Raw genomic sequence first — 18,801 nt, 5'->3', positions numbered from 1 at the left:
GCCGAGGGCTTTGACGAGGGCGTCGACGGAGCGGGTGGAGACGCCGTGGACGTATGCCTCCATGATGACCGCGTAGAGGGCTTGGTCGATGCGCCGGCGGCGTTCGAGGAGGCTGGGGAAGAAGCTTCCGGCCCGTAGTTTCGGGATGGCGAGTTCCAGGTCACCGGCCTGTGTGGTCACTGTCTTCTCGCGGTGGCCGTTGCGCCAGTTGGGGCGGGTGTCGGTGTGTTCGCCCCACTCGGCGCCGATCTTTGTGGTGGCCTCGGCCTCGATCAGTTCCTGCAGCAACCTTTCGGCGACTTCGCGGACGAGTTGAAGACCATCGGCCGAACGTAGTGACTCAAGCAGGCGAAGTAGGTCATGCTGGGACAAGGCCACCGTGCACCCCCTGGGGTCGAACTGCCCGTTCACTCCGAACAGTTGCACGGGGGACTGTCGGTTGAGCAGGGAGCAGACACCGGCAGACGGTGCACCCGAGGGAGCAGAACCCGCACACTCAACCGCGGAGACCGCCTACACCACACAGCGGGACGCCATCGTCGGCCGAGTGCGGACCACGACCGCCCGGCATCACCTCGACGCTGATCCGTGAGGTGTCACCCTCGCCATCCTGGCTTGCGCGCTGGGACCATGGGTCGCTTTGTCAGGGTGCAACGTCCAGCTCGGCCCATACGGTCTTGGACGGCACCGGCCCGCACCGAACGCCCCAGCGGTCCGTCAGTTCCTCCACGAGAAGCAGCCCGTACCCAGACTCCGCGTCCGCGGTAGCCCGAGGGCGGACCGGCAGCCGGTCACCGCGGGTGTCGGTCACCTCGATACGGAGGGTGCCCGGCGGGATGACGGAGAGCGCGAGCCGGAAGCTCCGGCCGGGGACACGGCCGTGCAAGGCGGCGTTCGTCGCGAGTTCGGCCACGATCAGCCGGGCCGGATCCAACGGCAGCTCCCACGCGAGCAGTTTCTCGGTCGCGAGCAGCCGGGCAAGCCGTGCGCCACGACGCGTAGCCGACAGCGGCACCGAGAACTGGTGCAACGGAACGCGCTGGGTGGAGATCCCTTGACTCATGTCACCCAGCGTGTTCATGCATGCATAACCTGTGAAGACAGGTGGCCCGTGCGGTCGGCGTCTGTCCGTGGAGCGTCCGGTTCCGTCCGGGCTGCCCGGGGTGACCGGTCGCGGAGGTCGAAGGTTGGTCCGGGGAACGGCGCGCGGCGGGAGGGCGGCGGCATGAGCGAGTGGGAAGCGGGGCCGGACGACGAAGAGGCCGGGGCGGTGATGCGGACCGTCGTACGGCAACTGAAGCTGTGGCGCGAGTCGGCCGGCCTCACCCAGGCGGAGTTCGGGGTGGCCATCGGGTACGGGGAGGAACTGGTCTCGTCGGTCGAGCGGGGGCGGCGGATTCCTCGGCCGGAGTACCTGGAACGTGCGGATGAGGCGCTGGGTGCGGGCGGGAAGATCGCGGCGCTCAAGCAGGATGTGGCGGAGGTCCGGTACCCGAAGAAGGTACGGGACTTGAAGAAGCTGGAAGCGGGTGCAGTAGAGCTGTGCGCGTACAACAACTCTGTCGTTCACGGGTTGTTGCAGACCGAGGGGTATGCACGGGCAGTGCTCAGCGCCCGCCGCCCGCCCTTCACCACCGACCAGTTGGAGCAGCAGGTGGCGGCCCGCGTAGCCCGCCAGGAGATCGTCACCGACACAACGGCCCAGTCCGTCTTCAGTTTTGTCCAGTGCGAGTCGACGCTTCGTCGGCCCATCGGAGGCAAGATGGTGATGCGCGGGCAACTCGAACGGCTACTGCGGGTCTCCGAGTTCTACAACGTCGATCTCCAGGTGCTGCCCCTGAGCCGCGAGGAGAACTCAGGGCTCGACGGCTCGTTCAGGTTGCTCAGACTCGGGGACGGCACCACCGTCGGTCATGTCGAGGTGGCGCACATCAGCCGCGTGATCGCGGAGCCGAAAGAGGTGCAGCTCCTGGACATTCAGTATGGAATCATCCGGGCACAGGCTCTCAGCCCTCGGGAGTCGGTGGCCCTCGTCGAGAAAGTACTTGGAGAGACATGAAGCTGGAGTGGATAAAAAGCAGTTACAGCACGTCCAGCGGCCCCGACTGCGTCGAGGTGGCCACCCCGGACGAGAGTCACGTCCTCGTCCGCGACTCCAAGAACCCCGCAGGCCCCCGCCTCGACCTTACGTCGGTCGCCTGGGCGGTCTTCCTGCCGTACGTCGCCGGGCGCTGACGGAACGAACACTGCGGGGCGCCCCCAGGGGACGCCCCGCCTCACCTCACGTCGAAGACCGCCGTCTGCGCGCCCCCGGCCGCCGTTCGCTCGGCCGGGTCACCGGATCGCCCGCCTCCACGGCCGCCGCGCGGCGCCGGGTGCCGAAGTCGGCCAGGGCCTCCGCCAGCTTCAGCACCGACGGCTCCGGAGCCATGACGTCGACCCGCAGGCCGTGCTCCTCGGCCGTCTTGGCCGTCGCCGGACCGATACACGCGATCACCGTGACGTTGTGCGGCTTGCCCGCGATGCCGACCAGGTTGCGGACCGTGGACGACGACGTGAAGAGCACCGCGTCGAAGCCGCCGCCCTTGATCGCCTCCCGGGTGGTGGCCGGCGGCGGCGAGGCGCGCACCGTGCGGTAGGCCGTGACGTCGTCGACCTCCCAGCCCAGCTCGATCAGCCCGGCGACCAGGGTCTCCGTGGCGATGTCGGCACGGGGGAGGAACACGCGGTCGATGGGGTCGAAGACCGGGTCGTAGGGGGGCCAGTCCTCCAGGAGACCGGCCGCCGACTGCTCGCCGCTCGGCACCAGGTCCGGCTTCACGCCGAAGGCGATCAGGGCGTTGGCCGTCTGCTCGCCCACCGCGGCGACCTTGATCCCGGCGAAGGCGCGGGCGTCGAGCCCGTACTCCTCGAACTTCTCCCGGACCGCCTTCACCGCGTTGACCGAGGTGAACGCGATCCACTCGTAGCGGCCCGTGACCAGGCCCTTGACCGCCCGCTCCATCTGCTGCGGGGTGCGCGGCGGCTCCACCGCGATGGTCGGGACCTCGTGCGGCACGGCGCCGTAGGACGTCAGCTGGTCGGAGAGCGACGCCGCCTGCTCCTTCGTCCGCGGCACGAGGACCTTCCAGCCGAACAGCGGCTTGGACTCGAACCAGGACAACTGGTCGCGCCGGGCGGCGGCCGAACGCTCGCCGACCACGGCTATCACCGGGCGGCCACCGTCCGGGGACGGCAGCACCTTCGCCTGCTTCAGCGTCTGCGCGACCGTGCCCAGCGTCGCGGTCCAGGTGCGCTGCCTGGTCGTCGTGCCGGCGATCGTCACCGTCAGCGGCGTGTCCGGCTTGCGGCCCGCCGACACCAGCTCGCCGGCGGCCGCGGCCACCGAGTCCAGCGTCGTCGAGACCACGACCGTGCCGTCCGAGGCGCCGACCTCGGTCCAGCAGCGGCCGGACGCCGTACGGGCGTCCACGAACCGCACGTCGGCGCCCTCGGCGTCACGCAGCGGCACACCGGCGTACGCGGGCACGCCGACGGCGTTCGCGATACCGGGGACCACCTCGAAGGGCACCCCGGCCGCGGCGCACGCCAGCATCTCCTCGGCGGCGTACGCGTCGAGCCCGGGGTCCCCGGTCACCGCACGCACGACCCGCCTGCCGCCCCTCGCGGCCTCCATGACAAGATGTGCGGCATCCCGCACAGCGGGGACGCCCGAGGTCGTTGACGCCCCGTCAACTACCTTCAGTTGGGGCGCGCCTGTGCCCGGATCCGACGGATCGGCATCCGTGTGCACTTCGGACACGCCCTGCCGCGCATGCGTACGTACGACGTCGAGCACCTCGTGCTCGGCGACGAGGACGTCCGCGTGCGCCAGCGCCTCCACGGCGCGCAGAGTCAGCAGTCCCGGATCTCCGGGTCCGGCACCGAGGAAGGTGACGTGCCCGTGCTCCGGACCGGCGGGAAAGGCGGTGGGGCTCAATGTGCTCGCTCCCCCATCAGACCGGCCGCGCCCTGGGCGAGCATCTCGGTGGCGAGTTCGCGACCGAGCGCCAGCGCCGCCTCGTGCGTCTCGGGCACGGGACCGGTGGTGGACAGCTGCACCAGCGTCGAGCCGTCGGTCGTGCCGACGACGCCGCGCAGGCGCATCTCCTTGACAGTCTGCCCGTCGGCCAGAAGGTCGGCCAAGGCGCCCACAGGGGCGCTGCAGCCGGCCTCCAGGGCGGCGAGCAGTGACCGCTCGGCCGTTACGGCGACCCGCGTGAACGGGTCGTCGAGTTCGCCGAGCGCGGCGATCAGCGAGGCGTTGTCCGCCGTGCACTCGATCGCCAGTGCCCCCTGGCCGGGGGCGGGCAGAACCGTGTCGACCGACAGGAAGTCGGTCACCTCGTCGCTGCGGCCCACCCGGTTCAGTCCGGCGGCGGCCAGCACGACGGCGTCCAGCTCCCCGCTGCGGACGTATCCGATGCGGGTGTCGACGTTGCCCCGGATCGGGACCGTCTCGATCTCCATCCCGTGGGTACGGGCGTACGCGTTGAGCTGCGCCATGCGGCGCGGCGCGCCGGTGCCTATGCGCGCCCCGCGCGGGAGGTCGGTCAGCTTGCGCGCGTCCCGGGCGACGACCACGTCCCGCGGGTCCTCGCGCTCCGGTACGGCGGCCACCACCAGGCCCTCGTGCTGCGCGGTGGGGAGGTCCTTGAGCGAGTGAACCGCGAAGTCCACCTCGCCCCGCAGCAGCGCGTCGCGCAGCGCGGCGACGAACACGCCCGTGCCGCCGATCTGCGCCAGCTGCTCCCGCGAGACGTCCCCGTACGTGGTGATCTCGACCAGCTCAACGGGCCGACCGGTCACCTGGCTCACGGCGTCCGCCACCTGCCCGGACTGGGCCATGGCGAGCTTGCTCCGCCTCGTCCCCAGCCTCAGTGCCTTCTCAGTCATGCCGGCCCTCGGTTCTTCTCAGTGCTGTTCTCGGCGCGGGAGACGGAGGCCACCGTCTCCTGGTCGAGGTCGAACAGGGTGCGCAGCGCGTCCGCGTACCCGGCGCCGCCGGGCTCGGCCGCGAGCTGCTTGACCCGTACCGTCGGCGCGTGCAGCAGCTTGTCCACCACTCGCTTGACGGTCTGGGTGATCTCGGCGCGGTGCTTGCCGTCGAGGCCGGGCAGCCGCCCCTCGAGGCGGGCGATCTCACCGGCCACCACCTCGGCGGCCATGCTGCGCAGCGCGACCACGGTGGGCGTGATGTGCGCGGCGCGCTGGGCGGCGCCGAAGGCCGCGACCTCGTCGGCGACGATACGGCGGACCATGTCGACGTCGGCGGCCATCGGAGCGTCGGCGGAGGCGTCGGCGAGGGACTCGATGTCGACCAGGCGCACCCCGGCCAGCCGGTGCACGGCGGCGTCGATGTCGCGCGGCATGGCGAGGTCGAGGAGGAAGAGCACGGGCTGCGGGCGCGGTACCTCGGCGACCGGCTCGGGCCGGCGGCGCTCGGGGATCCGGCCGACGCTCGCGGCGGTCGCGGCGAGCGCGCCGATCAGCTCGGCGTCCGCCTCAGGACCCGGCCGACCGGTCTCGCGCGGCCGGTCCACCGCCGCGCCGCCCGCGGCCCAGGCCCCGTGCTGCTCCAGCGTCGCCGCGTCCATCCCGGCCACGGCGGCCTCGCCCATGACGGAGAAGCCGGTCGGCACGGTGGACAGGTCCAGCGGGCAGTTCTCGTCGGCGGCGGCACCCGGGGACGGCAGCGGCGCGGCGGCGGCCTCCGGCTCGTCCCGTACGCCGTCGGCCTCGGCGGCGGGGGCGCCGGTACGGCCTTCCACCGTCGCGGCGACGGAGTCGGCCGTGAGGACGAGACCGGTCGCGCCGGTGCAGGAGACGGCCACGTCGGCACGTGTCAGCTCGAACGGCACCGAGTCCATCGGTACCGCGCGGGCCAGCACGTCCGTGTCGTCGCCCTCGGAGAGGATCTGTGCGAGGCGCTCGGCGCGCTCGAAGGTGCGGTTGGCGACCACGATCTCGGCGACCCCGGCCCGGGCCAGCGTCGCGGCGGCCAGCGACGACATCGAACCGGCGCCGATGACCAGGGCCTTCTTGCCCTTCGCCCAGGTCTGCGGGTCGGCCCCCGCGGAGAGCTGCTCCAGGCCGAAGGTGACCAGGGACTGCCCGGCGCGGTCGATGCCCGTCTCGGAGTGGGCGCGCTTGCCGACCCTGAGCGCCTGCTGGAACAGGTCGTTCAGGAGCCGTCCGGCGGTGTGCAGGTCCTGGGCGCGGGCCAGGGAGTCCTTTATCTGGCCGAGGATCTGCCCCTCGCCGACCACCATCGAGTCGAGCCCGCAGGCCACCGAGAACAGGTGGTGGACGGCGCGGTCCTCGTAGTGCACGTAGAGATGGGGAGTGAGCTCCTCCAGGCCGACCCCGCTGTGCTGGGCGAGCAGCGTCGACAGCTCGGCGACACCGGCGTGGAACTTGTCCACGTCGGCGTACAGCTCGATGCGGTTGCAGGTGGCCAGCACCGCGGCCTCGGTGGCCGGTTCGGCGGCGACCGTGTCCTGCAACAGCTTGAGCTGCGCGTCCTCACCGAGCGACGCCCGCTCCAGGACGCTGACGGGGGCGCTGCGGTGGCTCAGCCCGACGACGAGGAGACTCATGCCGGCATCACGGCGGGTACGTCCCCGTCGGGTCCCTGCTCGGTGGGGCGCTGCTTGCGGGCGACGGAGGGCGGTGCGACGCCGTCGGCCGCGGCCTCCTCGCCGGCCTTGCGCTGCTCGTGGAAGGCGAGGATCTGCAGCTCGATGGAGAGGTCGACCTTGCGCACGTCGACGCCCTCGGGGACGTTCAGCACGGTCGGCGCGAAGTTCAGGATGGAGGTGACACCGGCGGCCACGAGCCGGTCGCAGACCTGCTGGGCGGCGCCGGCGGGGGTCGCGATCACGCCGATCGACACACCGTCGTCCTCGATGATCTTCTCCAGCTCGTCCGTGTGCTGCACCGGGATGCCGGCCACGGGCTTTCCGGCCATCCCCGGATCGGCGTCGATGAGCGCGGCGACCCGGAATCCGCGGGAGGCGAACCCGCCGTAGTTGGCGAGGGCGGCACCGAGGTTACCGATTCCGACGATCACAACCGGCCAGTCCTGGGTGAGGCCGAGTTCACGGGAGATCTGGTAGACGAGATACTCGACGTCGTACCCGACGCCCCGGGTCCCGTAGGAGCCGAGGTAGGAGAAGTCCTTGCGGAGCTTCGCGGAGTTGACCCCGGCCGCGGCCGCCAGCTCCTCGGAGGAGACCGTGGGCACCGAACGCTCGGAGAGCGCGGTGAGGGCGCGGAGGTACAGCGGAAGCCTGGCGACGGTGGCCTCGGGAATCCCTCGGCTGCGGGTCGCCGGTCGGTGTGTTCGGCCAGTTGCCACGGTGCTCCTGCGGGTAGAGCGGGGCTGTAGGCGGTCATACGTCCCTACATGACCGCCCCGTCGAATGCAGGCTATGTCTTTGTGAACGCGTGCACAAAGATGGTGTCCGATTTGCCCGGCCAACGTGACCGGGGTCACGCGCCCCCGGCGCACACGACGGGAACCGGCGCACACGCACCCTCGTTCCTCACTCATCGGGGGCAAAGCCGTACACGCTCCTCACGATCAACGCCCCCGAGACCTGGTCACCATCGATCCTAAGCGACCATACGGACTACTTGGACTGGTCGGTCAGTGCCTTGCGCAGCCGTTCCTCGTTCACACGCCAGAAGGTGTGCTGCCTGCCGTCGACCAGGACGACCGGAATCTGCTCCCAGTACTGGTCGTGCAGTTGGCGGTCCTGGGTGATGTCCTTCCCCTCCCAGGGGACACCCAGGTCGGCGCAGACCTTCTCCACGACGAGCTGTGCGTCATCACACAGATGACAGCCGGGTTTGCGGATGAGGGTGACGAGATGGTTCTCGGAATGCTCAGGGGACTGGGCGGAGTGCGGGGCCCCCGGGGTCTGCGGGGCCTGCGCGGGCTTTCGGCGGAAGAGGGGACTCATGCCGGCCATTCTCCCGCGCCCTTTAACGACCCGGTCGACCAGAGTTCACAGCCTGCGAACCTCTCGACTCCGAAGCCTCCGAACAAACTGGCTATGCTCACGGACATGGCCGCTCTCGGATGGCTCTCTCCCCGTAGGCGCTCCGCCACGGCGCGGAGCGTGTTGGCAGGCGAGGCTTCGGCGGAGGCAGCCCGCAAGTCCGCGCGGTCCGCACCGGAGACCGCGCCCGACTCCGGCGCGGAACCGGAGTTCCCGGTCCACGGCGACGACCGCGCGGCGGCCTTCTTCGACCTCGACAACACCGTGATGCAGGGCGCCGCGATCTTCCACTTCGGCCGTGGCCTGTACAAGCGGAAGTTCTTCGAGACCCGCGACCTCGCCCGGTTCGCCTGGCAGCAGGCGTACTTCCGGCTGGCCGGGCTCGAGGACCCGGAGCACATGCAGGACGCCCGCGACTCCGCGCTGTCGATCGTCAAGGGCCACCGCGTCTCCGAGCTGAAGTCGATCGGCGAGGAGATCTACGACGAGTACATGGCCGAGCGGATCTGGCCCGGCACCCGCGCCCTCGCCCAGGCCCACCTCGACGCCGGACAGAAGGTCTGGCTGGTCACGGCGGCCCCGGTGGAGATCGCCCAGGTGATCGCCCGCCGCCTCGGCCTGACCGGCGCGCTCGGCACGGTGGCCGAGTCCATCGGCGGCGTCTACACCGGCAAGCTGGTCGGCGAGCCCCTGCACGGCCCGGCGAAGGCCGAGGCGGTACGGGCGCTGGCCACGGCGGAGCACCTGGACCTGTCCCGCTGCGCCGCCTACAGCGACTCGCACAACGACATCCCGATGCTGTCGCTGGTCGGACACCCGTACGCGATCAACCCCGACTCCAAGCTGCGCAAGCACGCCCGGGAGCTGGAGTGGCGCCTGCGCGACTACCGCACCGGCCGCAAGGCGGCGAAGGTCGGCATCCCCGCGGCCGCGGGCGTCGGCGCGGTGGCGGGCGGCACCGCGGCGGCCATCGCGCTGCACCGCCGCCGCCGCTGACCCAAGCCATGTGACGTACCCGCGGGACACCCTCTCCAGTCCCGGTTCCTCACACTTCCTCACATCGGCCACAACACGCTCTGTAGCAACAAGGAACCCGAACTGTTTCGGTCATTTACTGATCACTTTGCCGCAACTGATCGAGCGTCAATCGGGCACAGAAGCGACGTAATCGATGATTTGAGCAACTGGGCGTAGCAGTGCCTGCACGAAGCGTTATTCTCCTCAGACGCATTCCGGTACCCCACCTTCGCTACGACGGGTGACAGGTTCCGAACTGCACGTGATGGAAGCTCTGCCTCTGGGAGTCCCGTGTACCCACACGTCGGGGTTGACGCCTCGGGCCTGGCTACGCTGCGCGCAACGGTCAAATCAGCCCAAGACCTGTTGCGCGGCTTCGTCCCCACCGCGTATGCCGTCCCCGCCGTCTCCGCCCTCGCCGCCGCCGCCGCGCCCGCCGGTCCGTGCTACGCACTGGCCGAAGGGAGCGCCGCCGTCGGCAGACGCGCGCGGTCGTCCTCGTCCGGGACCGCCGCCACCACCCACCGCCGCCCCGCCGCGGACAGCGACAGCGCCCGCATGATGGACCTGGTCGAACGGGCCCAGGCCGGTGAGGCCGACGCCTTCGGCCGGCTCTACGACCAGTACAGCGACACCGTCTACCGCTACATCTACTACCGCGTGGGCGGCAAGGCGACCGCCGAGGACCTCACCAGCGAGACCTTTCTGCGGGCCCTGCGTCGCATCGGCACCTTCACCTGGCAGGGCCGTGACTTCGGCGCCTGGCTGGTGACCATCGCCCGCAACCTCGTCGCCGACCACTTCAAGTCCAGCCGCTTCCGGCTGGAGGTCACCACCGGCGAGATGCTCGACGCCAACGAGGTCGAGCGGTCCCCCGAGGACTCGGTCCTCGAATCGCTCTCCAACGCCGCCCTGCTGGAGGCGGTACGACGACTCAACCCGCAGCAGCAGGAGTGCGTCACGCTGCGTTTCCTCCAGGGTCTCTCGGTCGCCGAGACCGCCCGTGTCATGGGCAAGAACGAGGGCGCCATCAAGACGCTCCAGTACCGCGCCGTGCGCACCCTCGCCCGGCTGCTCCCGGACGACGCCCGCTGACCCTCCGCGTTTTCCAAATCACCATCGGTGAAAGTCGGTTGGGACAGCGGTCCGATCATCCACCGTCCGTAACCCATGTGCCGCGCCGCTCGTTGTGCGGGATGCAGGCTCCCTGTGGTCACTCCCCGGCCGACGCCGATCACCCGATCGGATGGTTCCGATCGGGGTGTGCAACCCTCAGGACCCCCTGGGGAGTCGACCGTCATGACGAGAGCGAGAGGAGGTGCCGCCAGTGATCGCGAACGTATCGGCACACCGGCGGGCGAACGCCTTCGCCCAGGCTCTGGAGGAGCAGTCCGATCCCGGGGCGGCCGAGCAGCCCGGAGGACCGGCGCCCGCCGGGGCCACCGCGGATCCGACCGAGCAGGGTCATCTGGTGACCCTCGCGCAGGGTCTGGAGACGCTGCCCCGGCCGCAGCTGGATCCCGAGGTCAAGGTCGTCCAGCGGGCCCAGCTGGTGGCCGCGTTCGAGGCCATGCTGCAGGAGGGCACCGTGGGCGGTGGGGCGAGGGACACGCCGGTCCCGGAGCAACGCCGGGCGCGCGGCAGCCACCGGGCGGCCCCGCTGAGCAGGTTCCGTCCCCGTTCGCGGCTGGCCAAGGGCCTCACCGCGGGCGGACTGAGCGTGAGCGTGGCCGCGGGAGCCTTCGGCGGAGTCGCCGCCGCCAGTTCGGACGCCCTGCCCGGCGACTCGCTGTACGGCCTCAAGCGCGGCATAGAGGACTTCCGCCTCGGCCTGGCCGACGGGAACGACGAGCGTGGCCGCGCCTACCTGGACCGGGCGTCGACCCGGCTCGGCGAGGCCCGACGGCTGATGGAGCGCGGCCGCAGCGGCCCCCTCGACCACGAGTCGCTCAACGAGATCCGCCGTGCCCTCTCCGGCATGCAGCACGACGCCTCCGAGGGACACCGGCTGCTCAGCGCGGCCTACGCCCACGACCCCGACTCGCTGGCCCCCATGCAGGCCCTCTCCTCCTTCTCCCGTTCCCACCGGGAGTCCTGGGGAGCGCTGCGCGAGCGGCTGCCCGTGCAGCTGGGGGACGTCAGTGAGCAGGTGTCGTCGGTGTTCGACGCCATAGACGACGACGTGGCCCCGCTGCAGTCCATGCTGCCCCGGCCACCCTCCAAGGACGAGGACCGCGGCACCGGCGGCCGTCCGGGCGGCTCCGGCCCGGCGACCACGGACAAGCCCGGCACCGACCGCTCGTCGGCCCCCGACACCGGCGACTCCGGCACGTCCGACCGCGGCCGCACCGACAGCCGGGGTCCCAGCGAGTCGTCCGACTCCGGGCGCGAGGACGACGGACTCCTCGGTGGCGGCACCGGCGGCCTGCTCGACCCGCCCAAGGAGGACACCCGCCCCGCCTCCCCGTCGACGGGCGACGACACCCTGCCCACCGAGCCGGACGTCACCCTCCCGCCGCTCCTCCCGGGCCTCCTGCCCGGCCTGGGCATCGAGGCGGAGGACGCGGACTGACACGAGTGGGGTGCTCCCTGAAAACAGGGGGCACCCCACCGCCGCTCAGAAGAACACCGACCGCCGCTGCACGAGCAGTTTGTAGAGCGTGTGCTGGATCTGCTCCCTGACCTGGTCCGTCAGGTTGAACATCAGCATCGGATCCTCCGCCGCCTCCGGCGCGTATCCGTCCGTCGGGATCGGCTCGCCGAACTGGATCGTCCACTTCGTCGGCAGCGGGACCGCGCCCAACGGGCCCAGCCAGGGGAACGTCGGCGTGAGCGGGAAGTACGGGAAGCCCAGCAGCCGCGCCAGGGTCTTGGAGTTGCCGATCATCGGGTAGATCTCCTCCGCCCCGACGACCGAGCACGGAATGATCGGCGCCCCCTGCCGCAGGGCCGTGGAGACGAAACCGCCCCGCCCGAACCGCTGCAGCTTGTAGCGCTCGCCGAACGGCTTGCCGATGCCCTTGAAGCCCTCCGGCATCACCCCGACCAGCTCGCCCTGCGCCAGCAGCCGTTCGGCGTCCTCCGCGCAGGCCAGCGTGTGCCCGAGTTTCCGCGCCAGCTCGTTGACCACCGGCAGCACGAACACCAGGTCCGCCGCCAGCAGCCGCAGATGCCGGTCCGCCGGATGGTGGTCGTGCACGGCGACCTGCATCATCAGCCCGTCCAGCGGCAACGTCCCTGAGTGGTTGGCGACGATCAGCGCACCGCCCTCGGCCGGGATGTTCTCGACGCCCTTCACCTCGACCCGGAAGTACTTCTCGTACACCGGCCGCAGCAGCGACATCAGCACCTGGTCGGTCAGTTCGGCGTCGTACCCGAAGTCGTCGACCTCGTAGTCCCCGGTGAGACGGCGACGCAGGAAGGCCAGCCCACCCGCGATCCGCTGCTCCAGACCGCCGTCCGCGTCCTCCGGCTCCACGGGGACGTCGCCGTCCTGCTCCGCGGCCCCCCGCACGGGCAGTGGCTGCACCTCCCGCACCGGCGCCGGCTCCCCCGTGCCCTTGCGTCGGCTTCCCGCACCGCGGCGCCGCGCCGGACGCGGTACCGCGTTACCGCCGCTCGCACCCCCCGCACCGCTCCCCCGCGACCGGTCGTCGTCGAACGGAATGACCTTGGCGTCCGCCATTGTTGATGCGCTCCTCAGTTGGCGCTCTGGGTCGGAAGGTGGCCGTTGCCCCGCCGGGACAACTCCGCGATCCGGTCGACGGCCCCCGCGAGGACCTCCGGCGGCAGCAGCCCGGCACCGCGGCTGCGCGCGAAGTCCGCGAACGCTCCGGCCGTCGTGTACTTCGGCCGAAAACCCAGCGTCTCGCGCATCTGCGTGGTGTCCACCACCCGCCCGTGGGTGAGCAGCCGGATCTGCTCGGGGGAGAAGTCCGTCATCCCCAGCGTACGCACGAGCGTGCCCGCCCAGGTGACCGCCGGCAGCAGCAGCGGCACCGTGGGGCGCCCCAGCCGCCGCGAGCACTGGGACAGCAGCAGCACGCCGTCGCCGGCGATGTTGAAGGTCCCGCTGTTCAGCGTGGACCGCCGCGGCTCGTGCGAGGAGATCCGCAGCACCTCGATCACGTCGTCCTCGTGCACGAACTGCAGCCGGGGGTCGTACCCGAACACCGTCGGCAGCACCGGCAGCCCGAGGTACGAGGCGAGCGGCGTACCCGCGTCCGGGCCGAGGATGTTGGCGAACCGCAGCACGGTCACCGACACGTCGGGCCGACGGCGCGCGAAGCCCCGCACATACCCCTCGACCTCGACCGCGTCCTTGGCGAAGCCGCCGCTGGGCAGGGACTTGGGCGCGGTGGTCTCGGTGCAGACGGCCGGGTCGCGCGGCGCGGACCCGTAGACGTTCGTACTGGACTTCACCACCAGGCGCTGCACGGTCGGCGACTTCTGGCAGGCCCCGAGCAGCTGCATCGTGCCGATGACGTTGGTCTCCTTGACCGACGTACGGCTGCCGCTGACCAGCGGCGTGCCCGTGACGTCCATGTGCACGACCGTGTCGGCACCCGTCTCGGCCAGCACCCGCCCGATCGCCGACTGCCGGATGTCGGCCTGCACGAAGTCCGCGCCGCCCAGATGGTGCTCCGGCGGGACGGCGTCCACGCCCACGACCCGGTCCACGTCGGGATCACGCTGGATACGCCGGACGAACCGGCCCCCGAGTTGCCGGGCCACTCCGGTCACGAGCACGACCTTGCCCAAGATCAGCGCCTTTCTTCCGCCCTACTGCGTACCCTGCCGCCTTCCCCGCCCGCCGGCCAACTTAGCCGGTCGGTGTTGCGCTGTGATGACCGCCGGATGCAGCAGGTGACGAGAATTCGCGGTCCCGCCCCGCGCCGGATCCCCCGGATACCGGCATACGGCTGTGGCCCCCCACCGGATGCGGTGGAGGGCCACAGGACACGCTGACGGCGCAGCGTCGCTTACTTCTTGTTGCGACGCTGAACGCGCGTGCGCTTCAGCAGCTTGCGGTGCTTCTTCTTGGCCATCCGCTTGCGCCGCTTCTTGATAACAGAGCCCACGACTACCCTCGCTCACTTCTCATCACTCGGTTGGTGAGCGCCATGGGCCCACACGACCTACGAGGGGCCAGCCTACCCGCCCGAGCGCTGAGGTCGTAATCGAGGCCGTCAGGCCGTTTCCACCCCCACGTAACTCTCGCGGAGGTACTCGTGAACCGCTTGCTCCGGGACGCGGAACGACCGTCCCACCCGGATCGCGGGCAGATGACCGCTGTGCACCAACCGGTACACGGTCATCTTGGACACGCGCATCACCGAGGCGACTTCCGCCACGGTAAGGAACTGAACCTCGTTCAGAGGCCTTTCGCCAGCTGCAGCCATGACACACCTGAACCTTCCGCACTCGACGGCCACCGGCTTCCCCTTCCGGTGACTCTTCGTCGCTGCGTGCTCACTCCCCAATGTAGGGGCGGGTGATGCGAATGGGGAAGAGGTGCACCCATCGCTTCCCTACCGTGACAGACACGCCCGATTGAGTACGTAGCGGGTGAGCGGTCTGTAGTACTCGGAGCGCACAGCGTCATCAAGTGGAACGACGACGGATACGAACCCCTCGGCCTCCCCGACGAAGAGCGCGGGATCGTCCGTGTCGGCCGGCCCGATGGCCTCGAACCCCAGCTGACCTGCTCCGCAGACCCACCCGTGATCCCCGATCACCAGCTCGGGCAGCGGCCCGCCCGCCTCGGCCGCAGCGGCCAGCGCGGTACGAACCGGGAGCGGCGAGTGGGTGTGTGCGCCCGGCTCACCACCGGCGCGACCACCGCCGTCCCCTCGCAGCAACGCGACGCCCCGGACGTAGTCGAGGCGGTACGTGCGTAGACCGAACCGGGTCGTTATGTCGACACAGCGACCCTGCGCCGGGGTGAGGACAGTACATCCCGCCGCCGACAACGCCTCGGCCAAGGCGACGTAGAAACCGAGCAGTCGATGCGGATGCCCCGTGCCGAGGAGGACCGGGGCACGACGCTGAGCGACGGCGGCGAGCCTGCCCGCGAAGGCGTCCAGCGCCGCGAGGGTCCGCTCGGGGTCGATCACGTCCTGGCCCGAAGTATCCCGCGGATCGGCCGAGACCCCACACCTCTCCGCCATCAACGCGACCAGCTCCCGGTGCCCCCAGTCCCGCACCGGATCGATCCCGATCAGCACCCGGGGATCCCGCGCGGCGAACAACCGGTAACTCCGCAGACTCACCTCCCGGGCAGTCGCCACCACCCCGGCAAGCCGCACCTCCACCAGATGAGCCCGCAGAGCCCCACGCGTCAGCACCCCCCGATGCTGCCGGGTCCGGCCCCCTCCAGGCGGCAAAACCGGGCAACCGACGCACGGACGGCGTAACCCCGCAGCCTTCCTGCTGCGGGCAATCGTGCCTCCCCCAGTGGCTGAACGGCCTGAGGTGCCCCCAGGGGCGGCACGGGTGGGCGCAGCGGCACCCGGCCGGCGCCGGCCCGCGACACCCACCCCCGGCCCACGCCCACGCCCACGCCGGATCACCGAACCGCGCGTCGACCAGACGTCACGCCAACAACCCCCGCAACGGAAACACCGCCCGCCGAGCCGCCACCACCGCCTGATCCAGCCGGTCCGCGGGGTCGTACCCCTCCTCCCACGAGGCCCACCCCACCGGCCACCGCCCATCGGTCATCCGCATCGGCCCCAGCTGCCGCGTCCGCGCGAACACCTCCTGCCGCCACCCCTCGGGAATCACCGTCTCCGGCTCCACCGGCCGCCCCGCCGCGATCCCCACCAGGTGCGCCCACGACCGGGGCACCACGTCCACCACGGCGTACCCGCCCCCGCCGAGCGCCACCCACCGCCCCTCGGCGTACTCGTGCGCCAGCTCGTGACAGGCCACCTGCACCGCCCGCTGCGCGTCCAGCGACACCGCGAGATGCGCCAGCGGATCCTCGAAGTGCGTGTCCGCCCCGTGCTGCGTCACCAGCACCTGCGGCCGGAAGTCCGCGAGCACCTCCGGCACCACCGCGTGGAACGCCCGCACCCATCCCGCGTCCCCGGTCCCCGCCGGCAGGGCGATGTTCACCGCCGACCCCTCGGCGCACTCCGCGCCCGTCTCCTCGGGCCACCCGGTCTGCGGGAACAGCGTCCGCGGATGCTCGTGCAGCGACACCGTCAGAACCCGCGGGTCCTCCCAGAACGCCGCCTGCACCCCGTCCCCGTGGTGCACGTCCACATCGACGTACGCGACCCGCTCGGCCCCCAGCTCCAGCAGCCGCGCGATCGCCAGCGCCGCGTCGTTGTACACGCAGAACCCGGAGGCCGCGCCCGGCATCGCGTGGTGCAGCCCGCCCGCGAAGTTCACCGCGTGCAGCGCCTGACCGCGCCAGACCGCCTCCGCCGCCCCCACCGACTGCCCGGCGATCAGCGCCGACACCTCGTGCATCCGCGCGAAGGCAGGGTCGTCGACGGTCCCCAGCCCGTACGACCCGTCCGCCGCGCCCGGATCCACCGACGCCGCCTTCACCGCGTCGATGTAGTCCTGCCGGTGCACGAGCCGCAGCGTCGACTCGCCGGCCGCCCGCGCCGCGACGACCTCCACCTCCCGGTCGATCCCGAGGGCGCCGACCAGACTTCGCGTCAGGGCCAGCCGGACCGGATCCATCGGATGCTCCGGCCCGAAGTCATAGCCCGTTACTGCCTCGTCCCACATCAGCTGTGCGCGGCCGCTCATGCCCGCCACCGTATCGGTCCGGTTGAGTCTCGAACGACCGGGCGTACACGACCGTCACCAGCACCAACACCATCGGTACGAGCATCGCCCCGCGGTAGCTCCAGGCGTCGCCGAGCGCTCCCACCAACGGCGAACCGATCAGGAAGCCGACGTAGTTGAACACGTTGAGCCGCGCCACCGCCGCGTCCGACGCCCCGGGACCGTCCTTCTCGGTGGCGAGCCGCCCCGCCGCGGCGAACGTCTGCGGTACCAGCACGCACAACCCCAGCCCCAGCAGCGTGAACCCGAGCATCCCCACCCAGGCCCCCGGCGCCCCCGCCACCACCGCGAACCCCACCGCCGCGACGACCGCCCCGCTCCGCACCACCGCAACGGCCCCGAACCGCCGCACCCCGAAGTCCCCGACCGCCCGCCCGACCAGCGTGGTCACCATGTACACGTTGTAGGGCACCGTCGCGAGCTGCTCCGAACTCCCCAGCACGTCCTGGAGGTACTTCGCACTCCAGTTGGAGACGGTCGAGTCACCGATGTACGCGAACGACATCACCAGACACAGCGGCAGCAGCAGCTTGAACCCGACCCCCGCACCGCCCCCACCCGGCCCGGCCGCCCGCGCCGCCCCACTCCGGTCCCCGTCGACGTACCAGCGGCTCCCCACCAGCGCCGCCGGCAACAACAGGACGACGACCGGCAGATACGACACCCACAGCGCCAGATCCCAGTGCGCCCCCACCCACGCCAGCGAGGCCCCGAGAATCCCGCCCAGGCTGTACGCAGCGTGGAACCCGAGCATGATGCTGCGCCCGTACGCCCGTTGCAGACTCACGCCGAGCATGTTCATCGACGCGTCCAGCGCTCCCACGGCCAGCCCGAAGACGCCGAGCGCCACGGCCAGCACCACCATCCGGTCCCCCGCCCCGACGCCGAGCAGGGACAGCAGCACCACCGGCTGGGACCAGCGCAGCACCCGGCTCGGCCGCACCCGGCGCACCAGACGCTCGGTCGCCACACTCCCGGCGCCGGCCAGGATCGGCACCGCGGCGAGGAACACCGGCAGCAGCGCGTCGGAGACGCCGTACCGGTCCTGAATGGCCGGAATCCGGGTGACCAGCAGGGCGAAGGCGACGCCCTGGGCGAAGAAGCCGAACGCGAGCGAAGCCCTACCGCGCCGCAGCACATCAGTCATGGCGGCGAGCGTAGGGCCCCGGCCTACCCGTGGGTAGATCCAGCCAAAGATGAATTCTCCTCAGCTTCACGGACGTTGGCGCCGATCATGTGGGTCATCGGACCGGCCCCGAGCGCACCGCTGACCACGAAGGCCAACAGCATCGTGACGATCATGACGACCGTCCCGAGCCAGACCATCGTGTCCACCGAGAACGAGTAGACCCCCACGATCCGCAGCGCACACTCACCGACGAAGGCGGCCCCCCACACCCCGGTGAACAGCCGCTCCGCCCGCCGGAACGCCCGCGACTCCCGCCGCAGCCGCATCCACGCCGCCTCCCGGTCCGCGTCCCCCTTGACCAGCCACGGCTTGAGGGTCCCCGTCATCATCGGCCGCCCCACGAGCACCGACCCCAGCATCACGAACCCGACCAAGCTGGCCACCGCGCTGTCCTTGACCAGCAGCAGGCGGGCGTCACCCGTCTCGAAGCTGAGCAGCAGACCGACGATATTGGCCAGGAGGATGAGCAGCGGGAGCGCGTTCACGTCCCGCTGCTTCAGCACACCCCACCCGGTGCGCAGGACGGGCACCACGGTGCTCCAGCCGAGCGCGGCGACCGCACTCATCCCGAACACGCCCTTGAGCAGGTAGTACGACCCGATGGGCACCCCCACGTCCAGGAAGAGCGACACGAAGGTACGACGCTTGCCCCGAGGCTGCTGTTCCGTGCCCGTGCCCGTGTTCGTCGTCATGCCCATATCATCGGGCCTGGGCGCGGGCCCCGGTAGAAACAACCGTCCAGTG

Annotated in this window: 19 protein-coding genes and 1 pseudogene; 5 read left to right on the top strand and 15 right to left on the bottom strand. The window is 71.0% G+C overall.

All coding sequences use genetic code 11. From position 1 onward, the window contains the following. Positions 1 to 39 precede the first annotated feature (39 nt). Positions 40 to 378, bottom strand: a pseudogene (locus OIE75_RS21325) (transposase); the annotation flags it as partial. 265 nt (positions 379 to 643) lie between these two features. Beyond that, positions 644 to 1,081 carry an ATP-binding protein gene (locus OIE75_RS21320; RefSeq protein WP_443078381.1) on the bottom strand — a complete coding sequence of 146 codons (438 nt, stop codon included), beginning with the start codon at positions 1,079 to 1,081 and terminating at the stop codon, positions 644 to 646. A 144-nt stretch (positions 1,082 to 1,225) separates the two neighbouring features. Between OIE75_RS21320 and OIE75_RS21315 the strand changes: the two genes are divergently transcribed. Both OIE75_RS21315 and OIE75_RS21310 read left to right on the top strand, forming a co-directional pair. Further along, positions 1,226 to 2,059, top strand: coding sequence for a helix-turn-helix domain-containing protein (locus tag OIE75_RS21315; protein WP_329471820.1), 834 nt, complete (start codon positions 1,226 to 1,228; stop codon positions 2,057 to 2,059). Further along, positions 2,056 to 2,235 carry a DUF397 domain-containing protein gene (locus OIE75_RS21310; protein ID WP_329471819.1) on the top strand — a complete coding sequence of 60 codons (180 nt, stop codon included), beginning with the start codon at positions 2,056 to 2,058 and terminating at the stop codon, positions 2,233 to 2,235. The genes OIE75_RS21315 and OIE75_RS21310 overlap by 4 nt, the downstream gene beginning before the upstream one ends. 46 nt (positions 2,236 to 2,281) lie before the next feature. On the opposite strand, the gene OIE75_RS21305 is transcribed toward OIE75_RS21310, so the two are convergent. The 5 genes from OIE75_RS21305 to OIE75_RS21285 all read right to left on the bottom strand — a co-directional run bounded on the left by OIE75_RS21305 (position 2,282) and on the right by OIE75_RS21285 (position 8,015). Beyond that, positions 2,282 to 3,979 carry a bifunctional uroporphyrinogen-III C-methyltransferase/uroporphyrinogen-III synthase gene (locus OIE75_RS21305; protein WP_307014226.1) on the bottom strand — a complete coding sequence of 566 codons (1,698 nt, stop codon included), beginning with the start codon at positions 3,977 to 3,979 and terminating at the stop codon, positions 2,282 to 2,284. Continuing rightward, positions 3,976 to 4,935: a hydroxymethylbilane synthase gene (hemC, locus tag OIE75_RS21300; RefSeq protein ID WP_307014224.1), complete on the bottom strand. Its 960-nt coding sequence runs from the start codon at positions 4,933 to 4,935 to the stop codon at positions 3,976 to 3,978. The genes OIE75_RS21305 and hemC overlap by 4 nt, the downstream gene beginning before the upstream one ends. Beyond that, positions 4,932 to 6,638, bottom strand: a complete 1,707-nt coding sequence (locus OIE75_RS21295) for a glutamyl-tRNA reductase (protein ID WP_307014223.1) — start codon at positions 6,636 to 6,638, stop codon at positions 4,932 to 4,934. The genes hemC and OIE75_RS21295 overlap by 4 nt, the downstream gene beginning before the upstream one ends. Continuing rightward, positions 6,635 to 7,399 carry a redox-sensing transcriptional repressor Rex gene (locus OIE75_RS21290; protein WP_125494775.1) on the bottom strand — a complete coding sequence of 255 codons (765 nt, stop codon included), beginning with the start codon at positions 7,397 to 7,399 and terminating at the stop codon, positions 6,635 to 6,637. Before OIE75_RS21290 ends, OIE75_RS21295 begins: the two co-directional genes overlap by 4 nt. A gap of 274 nt (positions 7,400 to 7,673) precedes the next feature. After that, the gene (locus OIE75_RS21285) at positions 7,674 to 8,015 is read right to left on the bottom strand and encodes a glutaredoxin family protein (protein WP_307014221.1); all 342 of its coding nucleotides are present in this window, start codon (positions 8,013 to 8,015) and stop codon (positions 7,674 to 7,676) included. 96 nt (positions 8,016 to 8,111) lie between these two features. On the opposite strand from OIE75_RS21285, the gene OIE75_RS21280 reads away from it, so the two are divergent. The 3 genes from OIE75_RS21280 to OIE75_RS21270 all read left to right on the top strand — a co-directional run bounded on the left by OIE75_RS21280 (position 8,112) and on the right by OIE75_RS21270 (position 11,634). After that, entirely contained in the window at positions 8,112 to 9,041 is a 930-nt protein-coding gene (locus tag OIE75_RS21280; RefSeq protein ID WP_307014220.1) for an HAD family hydrolase, read from the top strand. A 312-nt stretch (positions 9,042 to 9,353) separates the two neighbouring features. Further along, positions 9,354 to 10,157, top strand: coding sequence for an ECF subfamily RNA polymerase sigma factor, BldN family (locus OIE75_RS21275; protein WP_122615548.1), 804 nt, complete (start codon positions 9,354 to 9,356; stop codon positions 10,155 to 10,157). A 232-nt stretch (positions 10,158 to 10,389) separates the two neighbouring features. Beyond that, entirely contained in the window at positions 10,390 to 11,634 is a 1,245-nt protein-coding gene (locus tag OIE75_RS21270) for a DUF5667 domain-containing protein (RefSeq protein ID WP_329471818.1), read from the top strand. Between the two features lie 45 nt (positions 11,635 to 11,679). Here the strand turns inward: OIE75_RS21270 and OIE75_RS21265 are convergent, their stop codons facing one another. The 8 genes from OIE75_RS21265 to OIE75_RS21230 all read right to left on the bottom strand — a co-directional run bounded on the left by OIE75_RS21265 (position 11,680) and on the right by OIE75_RS21230 (position 18,749). After that, positions 11,680 to 12,747 carry a lysophospholipid acyltransferase family protein gene (locus tag OIE75_RS21265; RefSeq protein WP_329471817.1) on the bottom strand — a complete coding sequence of 356 codons (1,068 nt, stop codon included), beginning with the start codon at positions 12,745 to 12,747 and terminating at the stop codon, positions 11,680 to 11,682. A 14-nt stretch (positions 12,748 to 12,761) separates the two neighbouring features. Next, positions 12,762 to 13,823: an NAD-dependent epimerase/dehydratase family protein gene (locus OIE75_RS21260; protein ID WP_307014216.1), complete on the bottom strand. Its 1,062-nt coding sequence runs from the start codon at positions 13,821 to 13,823 to the stop codon at positions 12,762 to 12,764. A gap of 221 nt (positions 13,824 to 14,044) precedes the next feature. After that, positions 14,045 to 14,143: a 30S ribosomal protein bS22 gene (locus OIE75_RS21255; RefSeq protein WP_003948845.1), complete on the bottom strand. Its 99-nt coding sequence runs from the start codon at positions 14,141 to 14,143 to the stop codon at positions 14,045 to 14,047. A 108-nt stretch (positions 14,144 to 14,251) separates the two neighbouring features. Beyond that, on the bottom strand, positions 14,252 to 14,464 hold the full coding sequence (locus tag OIE75_RS21250) for a helix-turn-helix domain-containing protein (RefSeq protein WP_004984898.1): 213 nt from the start codon (positions 14,462 to 14,464) through the stop codon (positions 14,252 to 14,254). 129 nt (positions 14,465 to 14,593) lie between these two features. Continuing rightward, positions 14,594 to 15,409: a phosphatase gene (locus tag OIE75_RS21245; protein ID WP_307014215.1), complete on the bottom strand. Its 816-nt coding sequence runs from the start codon at positions 15,407 to 15,409 to the stop codon at positions 14,594 to 14,596. Positions 15,410 to 15,656: 247 nt separating this feature from the next. Next, positions 15,657 to 16,829 carry an acetoin utilization protein AcuC gene (locus tag OIE75_RS21240; protein ID WP_329471816.1) on the bottom strand — a complete coding sequence of 391 codons (1,173 nt, stop codon included), beginning with the start codon at positions 16,827 to 16,829 and terminating at the stop codon, positions 15,657 to 15,659. Continuing rightward, positions 16,780 to 18,015: an MFS transporter gene (locus OIE75_RS21235; protein ID WP_307014212.1), complete on the bottom strand. Its 1,236-nt coding sequence runs from the start codon at positions 18,013 to 18,015 to the stop codon at positions 16,780 to 16,782. Before OIE75_RS21235 ends, OIE75_RS21240 begins: the two co-directional genes overlap by 50 nt. Before the next feature lie 23 nt (positions 18,016 to 18,038). After that, complete coding sequence (locus OIE75_RS21230) at positions 18,039 to 18,749, bottom strand: VC0807 family protein (protein WP_329471815.1); 711 nt, start codon at positions 18,747 to 18,749, stop codon at positions 18,039 to 18,041. Positions 18,750 to 18,801 lie beyond the last annotated feature (52 nt).

Origin of the sequence: Streptomyces sp. NBC_01723 (assembly GCF_036246005.1) — a bacterium.
Lineage (GTDB): Bacteria > Actinomycetota > Actinomycetes > Streptomycetales > Streptomycetaceae > Streptomyces.
This window is presented reverse-complemented; position numbering and strand designations above follow the sequence as displayed.